Origin of the sequence: Endobacter medicaginis (assembly GCF_014192375.1) — a bacterium.
Classification (GTDB): domain Bacteria; phylum Pseudomonadota; class Alphaproteobacteria; order Acetobacterales; family Acetobacteraceae; genus Endobacter; species Endobacter medicaginis.
Map to the genome: position 1 here is coordinate 135898 of NZ_JACHXV010000004.1, position 15108 is coordinate 151005.

Here is a 15108-nt window from a genome sequence, read left to right on the forward strand (position 1 = left end):
GCGACTCAGCCCGGCAGGATCGATTTGGGGATCATCGCATGGATGCCGACCTCGCCGTTCACCGTCTGGGTGACGCGGAAATCCACCGCCAGCGAACAGGTCTGGTAGGCCTGGCCCGCGCTCCAGCCGGCCCTGTGCGCGATCAGCGCGATCGCCTCGCGCAGCGCCTGCTTCATGGCGTCATCGAGATTGGGGGCGAACCCCATGGTGATCAGATGCGTCGGCGTCTCCGCACGCGGCATCGACGCATGCACCGCCTTGTGGAGCTGGAAGGTGAACACGCCGTTCAGCGCCGTCTCCAGCGCGTTGACGCAGACCTCGCCATCGCCCTGCAGACCATGTCCGTCGCCGGCGGAGAAATTCGCGCCCGGAACCCAGACCGGCAGATACAGCGTCGATCCGGCGGTCAGTTCGCGATTGTCCATGTTGCCGCCGAACTTGCGCGGCTCCTTGCTCGACAGCCGGCCATATTCCGGCGGCGGCGCGACGCCCATGATGCCGAAGAACGGCCGCAACGGCAGCTCGGGCCCCCAGGGCAGCTTCGCCACCTTCCGTGTGCGGTCGATGGGGATATGGGAGAGATTGGCGGTGGTGAAATCGCCCGGCAGCGTGCCGGCCAGCGGGCGATAGCCGCAATAGCCCCAATCCATGCCCGGCTCGATCGAATCGATGCGGATTTCCAGCAGGTCACCGGGTTCGGCACCGCGGATCGCCACCGGGCCGGTGGTCATGTGGGTGCCGATGCGCGGCAGGCCGGCATCGTGGATGCGTCGCAGCAGGCCCGGCACGACGAAATCGGTGCCATCGGCGGGCATCACCTCCGGACCGCCGGAGAGACACTCGAAGCTGACGGTGTCGCCCGGGTCGATGGTCAGCACCGCGGGGATCTTCGAATCGAAGATGCCGAGGGTGATCGTCTCGGGTGTGGCGGCAAGATGATGCGTCGTCACGTCTGTCAGGCCTCGTTGCGTCTGTGGGCCGCCGCCGCCGACGAAGGCCCGGCATGGTGCCCGATGTGAACCTGGCGCACAGTGTGACGCGCGGCGCCGTGGAGCGCCATCCTTGAGGAACCGAAATGGCTGCCGATTCCGTCCCTTCCCCGACCGCGGAGAGCACCTGCGCGGCGACGGCGCGGGGAGAACAGCAGCGCGACGTCGCACGCCTGCAGCGCATCGCGCGCACGGTGCTCGCGATCGCGCTGGTGCTGCTGGGGCTCTACACGCTGGGTAATTTCCTTCCCGCGATCGCCTGGGCCGTGGTGTTCGCGATCGCCACCTGGCCGCTGTATCAGCGTTGCGCGGCGCGGTTCGGCACTGGCGGCAACATCGCCCTGCCACTGGTGTTCAGTGCCGCGGTCGGGCTGGTGTTCATCATCCCGCTCAGCCTGGTGGCGCTGGAGGCGGGGCGCGAGGCGCACGGGCTGATCGCCTGGGTCAACCAGGCCCGCCACCAGGGCCTGCCGGTGCCGGGCGCGGTGCATCACCTGCCGTTCGGCCGCGAGGCGGTGGCGAGCTGGTGGAGCGAGCATCTCTCCGATCCCGACGACGCCTCCGACCTGCTCGACCGGATGAACGAGGGCGGGCTGCTCGCACTCAGCCGCAACATCGGCACCCAGCTCGCCCATCGCGGCACGCTGTTTCTGTTCACGCTGGTCACGCTGTTCTTCCTGTTCCGCGAAGGCGACAGCATCACCGCACAGATGCGAATCGCCTCGCGCCGGCTGTTCGGCCCGCGCGGCGAGACCATCGCACGGCAGGTGGTGGCCTCCATCCACGGCACCGTGGACGGGCTGGTGCTGGTGGGTCTCGGCGAAGGCGTGCTGCTCGGCATTGCCTATATCCTCGCCGGCATCCCGCACCCGGCCCTGCTCGGCGCGGTCTCGGCGGTGGCGGCGATGATCCCGCTCGGCGTGATCGTCGCCCTCGGCGTCGCCTGCCTGTTCGCGCTCGCCAAGGGCATGGTGGCGGTGGCGATCGGGCTCGGCGCGTTCGGGCTGCTGGTGGTGTTCGTCGCCGACCATTTCATCCGCCCCACCCTGATCGGCGGTGCGACCCGGCTGCCGTTCCTGTGGGTGCTGCTCGGCATTCTCGGCGGGGTGGAGAGCTGGGGCCTGCTCGGCTTGTTCGTCGGCCCGGCGGTGATGGCAGTGCTGATGCAACTCTGGCGCGATTTCACCGGGCGCGGCTTCGAGACGTAGGGATCAGCGGCGGCAACCCGAACGAGAGAGGCGATCGACCTTACGGAAATATCGGGCAGGCGGGATTCGAACCCACGACCCCCAGTCCCCCAGACTGATGCGCTACCAGGCTGCGCTACTGCCCGTCAGGACCGCCTCTCTCGCGGTGCCGGCGGGATGTAGCAGCCTGGGCGGCGCGCGGCAAGACGAAGCAATGCGTCTTCAGCCACGCAGGCTAGCGCGCAGGCTGAGCAGACTGTCGAGCAGTTCGCGCAGCGCCGCGCGGTCGACAGGTCCCGCTTCCGGACGGGCGGCGGCAGGGCGCGGCAACGGCACCGGCGGCCCGACCGGACGGGCGGGGATCTCGAGCACGCGCTGCGGCGGCGGATCGAACGGCAGCTCGTCCGGCTCGTCGGCCTCGGCCGCGCCCGGCGGCGGCAGCCCTGGCCCGTCGAGCGGCGCGCCCTCGCGCAGCAGCCGCTGCACGCCCTTGATCGTGTAACCCTGCACATAGAGCAGGCTGGAGATCCGGCGCAGCAGCTCGACGTCCTCGGGCCGGTAGTAACGTCGGCCACCGCCGCGCTTGAGCGGGCGGACCTGCGGGAAGCGCTGTTCCCAGAAGCGCAGCACATGCTGCGGGATGTGAAGGTCGTCGGCCACCTCGCTGATCGTGCGAAAAGCCGTCGGTGCCTTCTTCACCCGGGCGCGATAGCCTGCCGGGCCGTCTTCGGCAGGGTCGTGCAGGGGCTCCGACGGATCGTCATGCCCCGTCTCGGGCCACGGCTCGTCGTCCGGCTCAGTCGTCATCGCCCAGCTCCGACATATCGCCGGTCTGGCCGTTCACCCGCGCCTTGAGCACCTGGCTCGGCCGGAACACCAGCACCGAGCGCGGCAGAATCGCCACCTCGATGCCGGTCTTGGGATTGCGCCCGACACGACGCCCTTTCTGCCTGACAGAAAAGGTTCCGAACCCACTGATCTTGACGGATTTTCCTGCTTCGAGCTCAGCAGCGATGCGCTCGAGTACGGTCTCCAGCAGGCTGGCCGACTCGTTGCGCGACAGGCCGACCTCGGCATAGATCCGCTCGGCAAGCGTGGCGCGCGTGATCGTGCTCATGGCACAACCCTACGCAGCCGCGACGGTCGGCGTCAATTTGCATCCGACACGAAACAGGCGGGTGAACACCCTGCATTTCAACGATAAAACGTCGAGTGTTGCCGTAACACCGCACTGGTTGGCCCCACCTCGCCGAGCCCGTCACATGCGCAGGAGTGCCGAGCCCCACGTCATGCCGCCGCCGAGCGCCTCGAGCAGCACGAGCTGCCCGGGCTGGATGCGTCCGTCGCGATGCGCCTCATAGAGGGCGAGCGGGATCGAGGCCGCCGAGGTGTTGGCGTGACGGTCCACCGTCACCACCACCCGGTCCGCCGGCAGGTTCAGCTTGCGACCGACTCCGTCGATGATGCGCAGATTGGCCTGGTGCGGCACCAGCCAGTCAATGTCCTCGGCAGTGAGCCCGTTCGCCTCCAGCGCCTCGCTGACCGCGCCCGACAGCTTGCCGACTGCATGACGGAACACCTCGCGGCCGTTCATATGCAGATAACCGCTCCGCTCGCGCTGGCCGACGGCGCCATCGACATAGAGCAGATCACCCAGGCTGCCATCGGCATGCAGATGCGTCGACAGGATGCCGCGCTTCGGCTGGCCCTCGCCCTGAGGTTCGGCGCGCAGGAACACGGCCCCTGCGCCGTCGCCGAACAGCACGCAGGTGCGTCGGTCGTTCCAGTCCATCAGCCGCGAATAGACCTCGCTGCCGATCACCAGCGCGTTGCGGATGCGCCCCGAGGCGATGAACGCCTCCGCCACCGACAGCGCATAGATGAAGCCGCTGCACGCAGCGGAGATGTCGAAGCCAAAGCCGTCGATCGCACCGAGTTCGTTGAGCACGCGCACCGCCGAGGCCGGGAACGCGTCATCCGGGGTTGCGGTGGCGAGGATCACCGCCTCGACGCCGTCATGCGCCACCCCGGCCGCGTCGAGGGCAATCCGCGCCGCTGCGGCGGCCATCGAGACGGTGTTCTCTCCGTCCTCGACCAGATGTCTCTGGCGGATGCCGGTCCGCTCGACGATCCAGTCGTCGGTGGTCTCGATCGTCGAGGCCAGGTCCGCGTTCGTGACCACCCGGCGCGGCAGATACCCGCCAATACCGGCCACGACCACCTGTGTCGGATTCACGATACCACCTGCCCCATGTCGCGGGCCGTTTTCGGATCAGCCTCGCCTGTCACGACCGTCGCCGCGGCGGCCTGTGTGCCGTGAGCCACTTGGGCCAGCCCGTCGCGGATACGGCCGATCGCCTGATGCGTCACAAGATCCCAGGCGAGGTCGGTGGCGTGGGCGAAGCCCTCCGCATCGGCGCCGCCATGCGACTTCACCACGATGCCGTTCAGCCCGATCAGCACCGCGCCGTTGTAGCGGGCCGGATTGAGCCATTCGCGCAGCCGCTCCAGCCCTGGCCGGGCCAGCAGATAGCCGATCTTGGCCAGCAGGCTGCCGCCATAGACCTGCTTGAGCAGGCTGCCGACCAGGCGGAATGCGCCCTCGCCGGTCTTGAGCGCGATATTGCCCGAGAACCCGTCGGTAACCACCACATCGGTGGTGCCGGCGGTGATGTCGTGGCCCTCGACGAAGCCGTGGAACTGGTCGGCGAGCGGGCTGGCGCGCAGGGTCTCGGCTGCCTGCCGCAGCTTCTCGTCGCCCTTCTGCTCCTCGGAGCCGACATTCAGCAGCCCGACCCTCGGCGATGGCAGGCCGAGCACGCAGCGGGCGAAGACCTCGCCCATGATCGCGAACTCCACCAGATTGCGCGGATCGCAGGCGAGATTGGCGCCCAGATCGAGCATCACCACATCGCCCTTCGCCGACGGACCGATCGCTGCCAGCGCAGGACGGTCGATGCCGGGCATGGTCTTGATGACGATCTTGGCGAGGGCCAGCATCGCACCGCTGTTGCCGGCGGAAATCACGCCTGCCGCCTCGCCGGTGGCGACCGAATCGATCGCCCGACGCAGCGACGAGTCGCGCAGTCGCAGCGCGACGGTCGGCTTCATCTCGCCGCTGACCCGCTCCGAGGCGTGGCGCAGCGTGACCTGGCCGGGCTGAAACGCCTTGGCCGCAATCAGCGGTGCGACCACCGCCTCGTCGCCGAACACCAGGAACCGCCCGCGTGGATGACGCGTGGCGGCGATGGCGAGTCCGTCGATGACGATTCCGGGGGCGCCGTCACCGCCCATCGCGTCGACCGCAAGGTCGAAGCGGTCGAGGGACGGATCGATTCCAGCATCCATGTCCGGTTCAGCCGTGCCTGCGTGCGCCGTGGGGCGGTTCAGGCGCGCACGGCACCCTTGAGGCCGCGGCCGTCATTGCCGCCGGCGACGACCTCGCGGCCGTCATAATGGCCGCAATGGCTGCAGACATGATGCGGGCGCTTGAGCTCGCCGCAGTTGCTGCACTCCGCGTAGGAGGGCGCGCTGAGCGCATGGTGGCTGCGGCGCATGCCGGCACGCGAAGGCGAAGTCTTTCTCTTGGGAACAGCCATGGGACTGAGCCCCTCCGGTTGATGACGGTCGGTGCGGACGCGTGATCGGCGTCCATCCGGTTCCGAATGGTCGATATGTAAGCGCGGCCGTCTATCAGAGCACCCGGCGCGAAGCAAGGGATTCCCGCCATTGCCTGACGCCGGCAGGCTGCCGAGCGACCGGCCGGGGTGACTGGGCGACGCTTTTGCGTGCCGGAGCCGTCCTCGACCCGCCAGGATCCGCTCGCCCATCCTCGCCGCTGCTCTCCCCGCCGCCGGCTAGCCTGGCTCGCCGCGCCGCGCCAGCACCGCGAACGGGTTCGGCCGGGCACCGTCGGCCTCGGCGTCGTCGGCATCGATCGGCGCGCTGTCGATCGAATCGACGCCATCGAGCACCACGCCAGGCCGGCGCGGATACGGGTCGAGGGCGAGGCCGAGCTGCTCGACCGCCGCCTCGCCAAGGTCGATCTGACTGCCGCCATAGCCGATCTCGTCGACCGCATCGATGTCGTCATCCTCGGCGAGTTCCCCCTCGGGCACGAAGCGCAGCGCGAAGCGCTCGCGCGTCACCTCCTCGAACGGCTCCAGAGAGGCGACGCAGATGCGGGTAGTGTGCGCCTCCAGTTCGCCCCGTGCATCGATGGTGCCGCCATGCACCGCGCCGAGTTCGAAGCGGCAGCGCAGCGACGCCACCGCCGGCACGTTCAGCCGACGCGCCAGCGGCGCCAGTTCCTCCGGCCGGGCCTCGACCTCCACGGTCAGGCCCTGACGGCCGATCCGGTCGACGGGAATGCGCCGGCTCAGCTCCGGCGGATGCTCTGTGGTCATGCGTCTGATCTGAGCGCATCGCCCCGCCCTTGCAAGCCCGTCGCCAAGAGGCAGCACAGCCGAATTGACAGCGTGATGCCGATAGGGCACCCGATCAGCAACAAGCCGGTCCCCCGCCATCGCGGGGTGCGGCGGGATGTCGAGGCGGCCCGATGCGATCTTCTCTTGCGCAAACCCCTGCCAGGCGCCGCCGGCTCGGCTGGGCGGCCGTGATCGTGCCGACCCTTGCCATCGCCCTGAACGGATGTTCGCTGTTCGCCCCAATCCCGACCCAGCGCGGCCTGCTGTTCGAGCAAAACGACCTCGCCAACATCCAGCCCGGCTCCTCGACCCAGGCCGACGTGCAGCAGATCCTCGGCACGCCCACCACCCGCGCCACCTTCGATGACAACACCTGGATCTATATCAGCGAGGTCACCGAGCCGGTGGTGATGGGCTTCCCGCGCATCGACCAGCAGCGGGTGATCGCGCTCAGCTTCGCGCCCTCCGGCACGCTGCAGACGATGAAACTGCTGACCGGCAAGGACGCGCGCGAGGTCGCCATGGTCAGTCAGACCACCCCCTCGCCGGGCTCCAAGGCCTCGATCCTGCAGCAGTTGCTGGGCAATGTCGGCCGCTACAACCCGGCCTCGGGCCTGGGTGGCCTCGGCGGTCTCGGCAGCATGGGCAACAACGGCTACGGCCACGGCGGCAGCGGCAACTCCCTGCCCTGAGCCATCCGCGGATGCGTCGTTACAAGGGCAGGAACACCCGCGCCCTGGCGCCGCCTTCGGGACTGGTCTCGATCGTCACCTCGCCGCCATGGGCGCGCAGGATGTCGCGGGCGATGGCGAGGCCCAGCCCGGTGCCGCCGCCCGCACCCGCCTCGAAGGCGCGGAAGATCGCCTCGCGACGCGCCTGAGGCACGCCGGGACCGTCATCATCGACGAACAGCAGCGCCTGCCGGTTCAGCGCGGTCAGCCGCAGCGTGACATGCGCCGCATGACGGCGGGCGTTGTCGACCAGATTGGTCAGCGCGCGACGCACCGCATCGGCCCGCAGCACGATCGGCAGGCTGCGCGGCGCCTCCACCACCACCTGCGCGGCCCCGGCCCGGCGCGCGCCGACGGCGATCTCCTGCACCATCGCGGCCAGGTCGGTGAGTTGGGCGGCTTCGGCCCCCTCGCCGCGTGCGAACGCCAGATAGCCGCCGACCATCCGTTCCATCTCCTCGACATCGTCGACCAGCCCGGCGATGTCGGGGGCGAGATCGGCCGCCTCGATCGTGCCCTGCTGCGGCAGCATCGCCAGCGTCAGCCGCATGCGTGTCAGCGGCGTGCGCAGGTCGTGCGACACGCCGGCCAGCAGGTCGGTGCGCTGGGCGACGAAGCGGATCAGACGCTCGCGCATGCGGTTGAAGGCGCTTGCCGCCTTGCGCACCTCCTGCGCGCCCTCCGGCTTGATCGGCCCATCGTCGCGGCCGATGCCAAAATTCTCCGCCGCCCGTGCGAGGCGCCGGATCGCGCGCACCTGGTTGCGCATGAACAGCGAGGCGACCGCGGCGAACAGCACCGACGAGCCCGCCACCCAGGCGACGAACAGATACAGCGGCTCGGTGTCCAGACGCTTGCGCGGCGCATCGACGTCCAGCACCCCGTCATGGAGCTGGATATGGAGCTGGACCGTGTGCGGATCCGACACCCAGTCCATGGTGAAGGGGCGCGCGATGGTCTGGCGCAGGGCGGAGGCGAGGTCGTCGTCCATCGGGCCGATGATGTTGGACCGGCGCAGCGGCACCAGGGTGGCGCCGGGGCGGATGCGCATCGAGAGCTGGAAATTGTCCTGCGCGCGCAGCAGCGTCTCGGCGCGGTCGCGAGGGTCGTGGTCGTGTTCGAGCAGCACGATGGTCTGCATAATCTCGCCGGCCACCGCGCTCGACAGCCGCCGCGACAGCAGGTTGAGATGCGCGCCGTAATAGAGGAACAGCGCCACCGCCTGGGTCGCCACCAGCGGGATCAGCACGATCAGCAGCGAGCGCCCGAGCAGACTGCGCGGCAGCACCCGGCGCAGCGGCCGCTCCACCTTCTGCCCCAGGTTGAACCCGCCGATGCCGAGGCGCATGGAGCGCTAGTTCCCCGGCCGCAATACGTAACCGCGACCCCGCACCGTATGCAGGAAGCGCGGCTCGCGCGGGTCGGTCTCGAGCTTGCGGCGCAGGCGGGTGACCTGCACGTCGATCGCCCGCTCGGCGGTCTCGTCCATCCCCAGCGCACGCACGATCTCCTCGCGCGAGAGGATTTCGTTCGGGTGCCGCGCCAGCAGGGTCAGCAGCGCCGCCTCGCCGCCGGTCAGATGCGCCGCCCCTTCGCCTTCCAGCCGCCCGCTGACGGGATCGAACTCCGCCGCCCCCAGCCTTACCGGACGGTCGTTCTCGCTCGGCGCGGGCGGCGCGATGCGCCGCAACAGCGCACGCAGCCGCAGCAGCAGCTCGCGCGGCTCGAACGGCTTGCCGAGATAATCGTCCGCGCCCGCCTCCAGCCCGGCGATACGGTCATCCGGCGCCCCGCGCGCGGTCAGCAGCAGGATCGGCAGGCCGCTGCCGGCCGCGCGCAGCGACTCGGTCAGGTCCAGCCCGCTCTCGCCCGGCATCATCACATCCAGCACCAGCGCATCGGGCATCATCGCGTCGAGCAGCCGACGTGCCTCCACTGCGGAAGCAGCCCCCGACACCCGAAAGCCGTTCTCGGTCAGATAGCGCTGCAGCAGCCGCCGCAGGCGCGCATCGTCATCGACGACCAGCACATGACCCGGCTCGTCCAGACTGTTCATCGACGCGCGTCCCGGTTCGGCTCCGGCTCGACCAGCCCACGCGTGTCGGTCTCCATCAGCCCGCGCAGCACGCGGCGGAACCCCTCCACCGCCGGCCCGCCCGCCTCGCGATACGCGGCCACCAGCCGCTCGCGCTGCGCCTCGAACAGCCGCCGTTCCAGTGCCCGGCCCGCCTCGGTCAGCGACAGGCGGCGCTGGCGTCGGTCGCGCGCGCCGCGGGCCTGCAGCACATAGCCGCGCGCGATCAGCGCGCCGAGCACGCGGGCGAGGGACTGCTTGGTGATGCGCAGCAGACCGAGCAGCTCGCTCACCGTCAGCTCCGGGCGCGAGCCGACGAAATGCAGCACCCGGTGATGCGCCCGGCCCAGGCCGAGTTCGTCGAGCACCGCATCCGCCGCTCCGGTCAGGTCACGATAGGCGAAGAAGATCATGTCCTGCGCCAGCCGCAGCTGCTCCTCGCGCAGGAACAGCAATCCCGCCCCGGCCGGGTTCGGCGCGGTCTCCACCGGCGCCGGCCGGAGGGCGGGATCGGATCGACTCGGAGGCGTGGCGCGGGCAGGGGTCGGCATCGATGGCAAGTAAGACAGCTTCGTTGACTTGCCTCAACGCCCCTCCTAGGAGTCGAGGCCTCTCTTCGACACGACAGGACGGACCCGATGGCCCTGGTGCCCTTCGACGATCGCGACGGTTTGATCTGGTGGGATGGCGAGTTGATCGACTGGCGCGACGCCAAGCTGCATGTCCTGTCCCATGGCCTGCACTATGCCTCGGTCGTGTTCGAGGGCGAGCGCGCGTATGCCGGCAACATCTTCAAGCTGCGCGAGCACACCGAGCGGCTGATCGCGTCCGCGCGGATCCTCGGCTTCGAGATCCCCTGGACCGCCGAACAGATCGATGCCGCCTGCGTCGAGACCCTGGCGGCCAACAACTATACCGATGCCTATGTGCGCCCGCTGGCCTGGCGCGGCTCGGAGCAGCTTTCGGTGTCGGCGCAGAACACCAAGATCCACCTGATGATCGCCTGCTGGGCCTGGCCGAACCTGTTCGGCGAGAACCGCATGAAGGGCGTCCGGCTGGGCCTGGCGAACTGGAAGCGCCCGCACCCCGAGACCGCGCCGACCGCATCCAAGGCCGCCGGCCTCTACATGATCGGCACGATGAGCAAGCACCATGCCGAGGCCGAGGGGTTCGATGATGCGCTGATGCTCGACTGGCAGGGCAATGTCGCCGAGGCCACCGGTGCGAACATCTTCTTCGCCATCGACGGGAAGCTGCACACCCCCACCCCGACCTGCTTCCTTGATGGCATCACCCGCCGCACGGTGATGGCGTTGGCCGCCAAGCGCCAGATCGAGGTGGTGGAGCGCATCATCGCGCTCGACGAGATCAAGGACGCCCAGGAAGTGTTCCTCGCCGGCACCGCCGCCGAGGTCACGCCGGTCCGCGCGATCGGCGACCTCACCTTCACCCCCGGCGCGATCACCGAGACCCTGCTGGGCGATTACGAGGCTCTGGTGCGGCTCTCGCCCGAGGAAGCGGCCCAGCGCCTCGCGGCCTGACGCCTGGCGAAGGCGTATCGTCACGTGCAGGAAATGATTCTAGCCTGACGCGATGGCGACCCAGGACTCCGATCTCGAACGTCCGGCGGTACTGGGTGCCCCGTTCATCGCCCATCATCCGATGTGGCGACGCATGCTCTATGTGGCGATCGGCATCTTCCTCTCGCTCGCCGCCGCCACCGAGAATGCGCTGCTGAGCGCCAACATCTCCTCGGTCGCGGGCGAGGCCGGGCTGACCAGCGCCGAGGCGAGCTGGCTGGTGATCGCCTTCGTCTCGGGCTCGTCGTTCGCCAATCTCGTCGTCATCAAGGGTCGCCAGCAGTTCGGCCTGCATCTGATGCAGCGGCTGATGCTGGGGCTCGACATCGCAAGCGGCCTGGTCTGCGTGGTCTGGCCGGCCTATCCGGCGCTGCTGGTCAACCGCGCCCTCAACGGGCTGATGGTGTCGACCTGCGTGGCGAGCGGCATCTACTACTTCATCCAGGCGCTGCCGAAATCGTACCGGCTGTCGGCGATCGTGCTCGGCATCTGCAGCGTGCAGATGGCGACCCCACTCGCGGCGATGGTGCCGGTCGACACCCTGACGGCGCTCGGCAATGCGGGCTTCATCCGGCTGGCGACAGCGATGTCGGCGCTGTGCCTGCTGCTGGTGGTGGCGTTCCCGCTGCCGCCGACCTACACCGCCCGCGTCATCAACCCGCTCGACGGTCTTTCGGCCGGGCTGCTCTACGCCACCATCCTGCCGCTCACGGCGGTGCTGGCGCTGGGCCGGACGTTGTGGTGGACCGACACGCCCTGGCTCGGCGCCCTGCTGGTGATGGCGACGCTGTTCGGTGCGGCGGCGATCGCGATGGAGCTGTGCCGGACGACGCCGCTGCTGCAGGTCGAATGGCTCTCGAGCTGGGTGGTGATCCAGTTCGTCGCCGTCGCCGTGATGGAGCGCATCGTGCTGGGCGAACAGAGCACCGGGGTCTCGGGGCTGTTCTCGCAGGCCGGGCTGATCAACGACCAGCTGCATACGTTCTACGGATTCGTGCTCGCCGGCATGGTGTGCGGCGCGATCGCAGTCGCCTTCCTGATCACGCCGAAGACCATCCCTGTGCTGTGCATCGCGGCACTGTTCCTGATCGGCGTCGCAGCCTGGATCGATACCGGCAGCAACGAACTCAGCCGGCCGCGGGAGTTCTGGTTCTCGCAGATGCTGCTCGGCCTCGGCACGACGATGTTCGTCGCCCCGGCACTGGTCTACGGGATCTCGCTGGTGCTGAAATCGGACCCGTCGCATTTCATCTCGACGATCCTGGTGTTCTCCGCCGCCCAGAGCCTCGGCAGCGTGATCGGCTCTGCGGTGCTCGGATCGTTGCACTACTACTATCAGCAATACACGCTGCTCTCGCTCAGCCAGCAGCTTCCCGCCACCGCCGACACCGCCGCCCGGCTGCGCGCGCTGGGCCGGTCCGCGCTGTCGTCGATGCTGCAGACGCAGTCCAATACGCTCGGCTATCTCAACGTCTTCGGCTTCGTCCGCGACCTTGCGATCGCCGTCGCCCTGTTCATGCTCGGCCGCATCCTGTGGCGCGCATGGCGCGAGACCGGCCAGGAGAAGCCCACCCGATGAGCGGACAGACCGACCAGCCCGCCTCGTCCGAGGACGCGCCGAAACAGCCCCCCGCCACCTGGCGGCCACCCTCGCGGACCATTCCGGTGCTGCTCGGCATGATGGTGCTGGCCGTGGTCATCGTGCTGTGCATCCTCAGCGCCTTCGAGCTGACGCCCTTCGGCGCCGGCGGCCCGCACACCGACGATTCCTACGTCCACGGCCGCGTCACCGTGATCGCACCGCAGGTCTCGGGCTATATCGCCCGCGTCACCGTCAACGACTACCAGCGCGTCCACAAGGGCGACGTGCTGGTGCAGATCGACCCCAGCAGCTACCGCGCCCAGGTCGAGCAGGCGCAGGCGAACGTCGCCAGCGCGGCCGCCAACCTCGCCAACAACCAGCAGGCCCGGGAAACCGCCGCCGCCCAGTTGCAGCAACGTCGTGCAGCCCTGCTGTCCGCGCAGGCGAGCGAGGTCCGCGCCCGGCGTGACTTCGACCGCGCCCGCGCCCTGGTCGGCGACGGCAGCGTCTCGCGCGCCATCTACGACCAGGACGAGGCGACGCTGCGCAGTGCGCGCGCCACCGTCGCGCAGGCCGAAGCCGATATCGCCGCCGGGGTCGCCGCCGTCGATTCCGCCCGCGTGCAGGAGCGTTCCCTGGCCGCCAACCTGCAGAACGCCCAGGCGGCGCTGGATTCGGCGAAGATCGATCTCAGCCGCACCACCATCACCGCCGCGGCCGATGGCCGCCTCGGCGAGACCGGCGGCACCTGGGTCGGCGCCTTCGTCTCGGCCGGCACCACCCTGTTCTCGCTTGTGCCGGACGAGCGCTGGGTGGTCGCCTATTTCAAGGAGGCGCAGACCGCCCGTATCCGCGTCGGGCAGGCGGCCAGCTTCACCGTCGACGCGCTCGGCGGCCAGCGCTTCACCGGCCGCGTACTGCGCATCTCGGATGCGACGGGCAGCGAATTCTCCGCCGTCAAGCCCGACACCGCGACCGGCAATTTCGTCAAGATCCCGCGCCGCATCGGGGTCTATATCGCCGTCGACCCGAACCAGCCGCTCCTCGACCGGCTCGGTCCCGGCATGTCGGTGGAGAGTTTTGTCTCGACAACCGGCGGCACGGCGCCCCCTGCCGACGCCCAGACCATCACCGCGACCCAGACCGCGCCATGAAGTGGCGCGCACTCGTGCTGCTGGCGGCAGGGCTGGCCGGCTGTCGCGGCCCCTACCCGACGCCTCCGAAAGGCGCCGCCGTCACCGCCCCGCCCTTCTGGCGCCACGAACTTGGCAGCGGCGCGACCGACGCCAGACTCGACCCACATTGGTGGGACCGTTTCGGAGATCCGGTGATCGGCCAGCTCGTCGCCCGGGCCCTCGCCCACAACCCTGACCTGCAGAGCGCCATCCAGCGCGTGTTCGAAGCCCAGGCGGAAACCCGTCTCGCACTGAGCGCACAGTTGCCGCACATCACCGGCGAGGTCGACGGCACCGGCCGGGCGCATGTCAACGGCATCGACTACAGCCAGTACATCATCGGCGGGGCACTGTCCTTCGATGTCGACCTGTTCGGCCGCCTGCGCGAGGCGACCCGCGCCGCCCGCGCCCAGGCGCTCGCCACCGCCGCCGACCGCGACACCGTCCGCCTGCGCCTGATTGCCGACACCGTACGCGACTACGTGGCGCTGCGCGCCTCCGACGCCGCCCTGGCGCTGTTACAAGACACGCTGACCAACCGCCAGGCCGAAGCCGCGCGCGTGCGCCATCAGGTGGCGGTCGGCTACGCACAGGCCTCCGCCGCCTATCAGGCGGATTCCCAGGTCGCTGCGGCCCTCGCCCAGATCGCCTCCACCCGGCTGACCATCACCCAGCAGGAGACGGCGCTCGCCACCCTGCTCGGCAGCCCGCCTGCCGACATCCCGCGCGGGCGGCCGCTGATGGAGCTGCCGCTGCCTGGCCCCGTGGCGCCGATCCCTGCCCGCGTGCTCGCCCGGCGCCCCGACCTGATCTCGGCGGCCGACCAGATCGTCGCCGCCGACCACTCGCTGGCCTCCGCGCGCGCCGCCTTCCTGCCCGACATCACGCTTTCGCCCGAGATCGTGACCTCGGCCGGCGGGCTGCAGTTCAGCGGCACCATGTGGTCGGTCGGCGGCAGCCTGCTCGCCCCGATCTTCGTCGGTGGACAGCTCCGCGCCAATGCCGACATCGCCGCCTCGGAACGCGACCAGGCCGCCTGGGCCTACCGCGCCGCGTCCCTCGCCGCATTTGCCGAGGTCGAGAACGCGCTGGCCGCCATCACCCGCCTCGCCGAGCAGGAACAGGCGGCAGCGCGCCTGCTCGACGACAACGACCGCACGCTGCGCGACACGAAGCATCGCAACAGCGTCGGCTACACCGACTATCTCACCGTGCTCGACGCGGAACGGACCTCACTGTCCTCCGCCCTCGACCTGATCCAGATCCGCGCGGCGCGCCTGTCGCAGGCGGCAACGCTGTACCAGGCGATCGGCGGAGGATAATCGTCTCAAAGCCTGTTCCGGCCGGTGCCGGGCCTTTTGAA

General features: G+C 69.5%; 16 protein-coding genes and 1 tRNA gene. 6 read left to right on the forward strand and 11 right to left on the reverse strand.

Features of this window, described 5'->3' with window-relative positions:
• Positions 1 to 5: 5 nt before the first annotated feature.
• A complete protein-coding gene (locus FHR90_RS06335; RefSeq protein WP_176625714.1) occupies positions 6 to 950 on the reverse strand; it encodes an acetamidase/formamidase family protein in 945 nt (314 codons plus the stop codon).
• 125 nt (positions 951 to 1075) lie between these two features.
• On the opposite strand from FHR90_RS06335, the gene FHR90_RS06340 reads away from it, so the two are divergent.
• Positions 1076 to 2197: an AI-2E family transporter gene (locus tag FHR90_RS06340; protein WP_176625712.1), complete on the forward strand. Its 1122-nt coding sequence runs from the start codon at positions 1076 to 1078 to the stop codon at positions 2195 to 2197.
• 51 nt (positions 2198 to 2248) lie between these two features.
• Here the strand turns inward: FHR90_RS06340 and FHR90_RS06345 are convergent.
• The 7 genes from FHR90_RS06345 to FHR90_RS06375 all read right to left on the reverse strand — a co-directional run bounded on the left by FHR90_RS06345 (position 2249) and on the right by FHR90_RS06375 (position 6582).
• A tRNA-Pro gene (locus FHR90_RS06345) sits at positions 2249 to 2322 on the reverse strand.
• A 76-nt stretch (positions 2323 to 2398) separates the two neighbouring features.
• Positions 2399 to 2983 carry a MerR family transcriptional regulator gene (locus FHR90_RS06350; RefSeq protein ID WP_183274936.1) on the reverse strand — a complete coding sequence of 195 codons (585 nt, stop codon included), beginning with the start codon at positions 2981 to 2983 and terminating at the stop codon, positions 2399 to 2401.
• On the reverse strand, positions 2973 to 3293 hold the full coding sequence (locus FHR90_RS06355; RefSeq protein WP_176624487.1) for an integration host factor subunit alpha: 321 nt from the start codon (positions 3291 to 3293) through the stop codon (positions 2973 to 2975). Before FHR90_RS06355 ends, FHR90_RS06350 begins: the two co-directional genes overlap by 11 nt.
• 141 nt (positions 3294 to 3434) lie before the next feature.
• On the reverse strand, positions 3435 to 4415 hold the full coding sequence (locus tag FHR90_RS06360; protein ID WP_394367843.1) for a beta-ketoacyl-ACP synthase III: 981 nt from the start codon (positions 4413 to 4415) through the stop codon (positions 3435 to 3437).
• Positions 4409 to 5524, reverse strand: coding sequence for a phosphate acyltransferase PlsX (gene plsX, locus FHR90_RS06365; protein ID WP_176624483.1), 1116 nt, complete (start codon positions 5522 to 5524; stop codon positions 4409 to 4411). The genes FHR90_RS06360 and plsX overlap by 7 nt, the downstream gene beginning before the upstream one ends.
• 38 nt (positions 5525 to 5562) lie before the next feature.
• Positions 5563 to 5775, reverse strand: a complete 213-nt coding sequence (gene rpmF / locus FHR90_RS06370; protein WP_176624481.1) for a 50S ribosomal protein L32 — start codon at positions 5773 to 5775, stop codon at positions 5563 to 5565.
• Between the two features lie 258 nt (positions 5776 to 6033).
• Entirely contained in the window at positions 6034 to 6582 is a 549-nt protein-coding gene (locus tag FHR90_RS06375; protein ID WP_176624479.1) for a YceD family protein, read from the reverse strand.
• 152 nt (positions 6583 to 6734) lie between these two features.
• Here FHR90_RS06375 and FHR90_RS06380 point away from each other — a divergent pair, with 152 nt between their 5' ends.
• Positions 6735 to 7295 carry an outer membrane protein assembly factor BamE gene (locus FHR90_RS06380; protein ID WP_176624477.1) on the forward strand — a complete coding sequence of 187 codons (561 nt, stop codon included), beginning with the start codon at positions 6735 to 6737 and terminating at the stop codon, positions 7293 to 7295.
• A 19-nt stretch (positions 7296 to 7314) separates the two neighbouring features.
• Here the strand turns inward: FHR90_RS06380 and FHR90_RS06385 are convergent, their stop codons facing one another.
• From FHR90_RS06385 to FHR90_RS06395, 3 genes are read right to left on the reverse strand one after another with little or no spacing between them, the layout of a single operon-like run.
• Complete coding sequence (locus FHR90_RS06385) at positions 7315 to 8682, reverse strand: sensor histidine kinase (RefSeq protein WP_183274937.1); 1368 nt, start codon at positions 8680 to 8682, stop codon at positions 7315 to 7317.
• Positions 8683 to 8688: 6 nt separating this feature from the next.
• Entirely contained in the window at positions 8689 to 9390 is a 702-nt protein-coding gene (locus tag FHR90_RS06390) for a response regulator (RefSeq protein ID WP_183274938.1), read from the reverse strand.
• Entirely contained in the window at positions 9387 to 9896 is a 510-nt protein-coding gene (locus FHR90_RS06395; RefSeq protein ID WP_266152803.1) for a MarR family transcriptional regulator, read from the reverse strand. The genes FHR90_RS06390 and FHR90_RS06395 overlap by 4 nt, the downstream gene beginning before the upstream one ends.
• 150 nt (positions 9897 to 10046) lie before the next feature.
• On the opposite strand from FHR90_RS06395, the gene FHR90_RS06400 reads away from it, so the two are divergent.
• Genes FHR90_RS06400 through FHR90_RS06415 form a run of 4 tightly spaced genes read left to right on the forward strand, consistent with a single transcriptional unit; the run spans position 10047 to position 15067 of the window.
• Positions 10047 to 10949, forward strand: coding sequence for a branched-chain amino acid aminotransferase (locus tag FHR90_RS06400; RefSeq protein WP_176625321.1), 903 nt, complete (start codon positions 10047 to 10049; stop codon positions 10947 to 10949).
• A gap of 52 nt (positions 10950 to 11001) precedes the next feature.
• Positions 11002 to 12567, forward strand: a complete 1566-nt coding sequence (locus FHR90_RS06405; RefSeq protein ID WP_176625319.1) for a hypothetical protein — start codon at positions 11002 to 11004, stop codon at positions 12565 to 12567.
• Complete coding sequence (locus FHR90_RS06410; RefSeq protein ID WP_183274940.1) at positions 12564 to 13724, forward strand: HlyD family secretion protein; 1161 nt, start codon at positions 12564 to 12566, stop codon at positions 13722 to 13724. Before FHR90_RS06405 ends, FHR90_RS06410 begins: the two co-directional genes overlap by 4 nt.
• Complete coding sequence (locus FHR90_RS06415) at positions 13721 to 15067, forward strand: efflux transporter outer membrane subunit (protein WP_183274941.1); 1347 nt, start codon at positions 13721 to 13723, stop codon at positions 15065 to 15067. Before FHR90_RS06410 ends, FHR90_RS06415 begins: the two co-directional genes overlap by 4 nt.
• The last annotated feature ends 41 nt before the right edge of the window (positions 15068 to 15108 follow it).

Excerpts from the sequence above, each read along its gene's own strand:
- FHR90_RS06340 (WP_176625712.1), top strand. The coding sequence starts at position 1,076 with ATGGCTGCCGATTCCGTCCCTTCCCCGACCGCGGAGAGCACCTGCGCG.
- FHR90_RS06350 (WP_183274936.1), bottom strand. The coding sequence starts at position 2,983 with ATGACGACTGAGCCGGACGACGAGCCGTGGCCCGAGACGGGGCATGAC.
- FHR90_RS06355 (WP_176624487.1), bottom strand. The coding sequence starts at position 3,293 with ATGAGCACGATCACGCGCGCCACGCTTGCCGAGCGGATCTATGCCGAG.
- plsX (WP_176624483.1), bottom strand. The coding sequence starts at position 5,524 with ATGGATGCTGGAATCGATCCGTCCCTCGACCGCTTCGACCTTGCGGTC.
- rpmF (WP_176624481.1), bottom strand. The coding sequence starts at position 5,775 with ATGGCTGTTCCCAAGAGAAAGACTTCGCCTTCGCGTGCCGGCATGCGC.
- FHR90_RS06375 (WP_176624479.1), bottom strand. The coding sequence starts at position 6,582 with ATGACCACAGAGCATCCGCCGGAGCTGAGCCGGCGCATTCCCGTCGAC.
- FHR90_RS06380 (WP_176624477.1), top strand. The coding sequence starts at position 6,735 with ATGCGATCTTCTCTTGCGCAAACCCCTGCCAGGCGCCGCCGGCTCGGC.
- FHR90_RS06385 (WP_183274937.1), bottom strand. The coding sequence starts at position 8,682 with ATGCGCCTCGGCATCGGCGGGTTCAACCTGGGGCAGAAGGTGGAGCGG.
- FHR90_RS06390 (WP_183274938.1), bottom strand. The coding sequence starts at position 9,390 with ATGAACAGTCTGGACGAGCCGGGTCATGTGCTGGTCGTCGATGACGAT.
- FHR90_RS06400 (WP_176625321.1), top strand. The coding sequence starts at position 10,047 with ATGGCCCTGGTGCCCTTCGACGATCGCGACGGTTTGATCTGGTGGGAT.
- FHR90_RS06405 (WP_176625319.1), top strand. The coding sequence starts at position 11,002 with ATGGCGACCCAGGACTCCGATCTCGAACGTCCGGCGGTACTGGGTGCC.
- FHR90_RS06410 (WP_183274940.1), top strand. The coding sequence starts at position 12,564 with ATGAGCGGACAGACCGACCAGCCCGCCTCGTCCGAGGACGCGCCGAAA.
- FHR90_RS06415 (WP_183274941.1), top strand. The coding sequence starts at position 13,721 with ATGAAGTGGCGCGCACTCGTGCTGCTGGCGGCAGGGCTGGCCGGCTGT.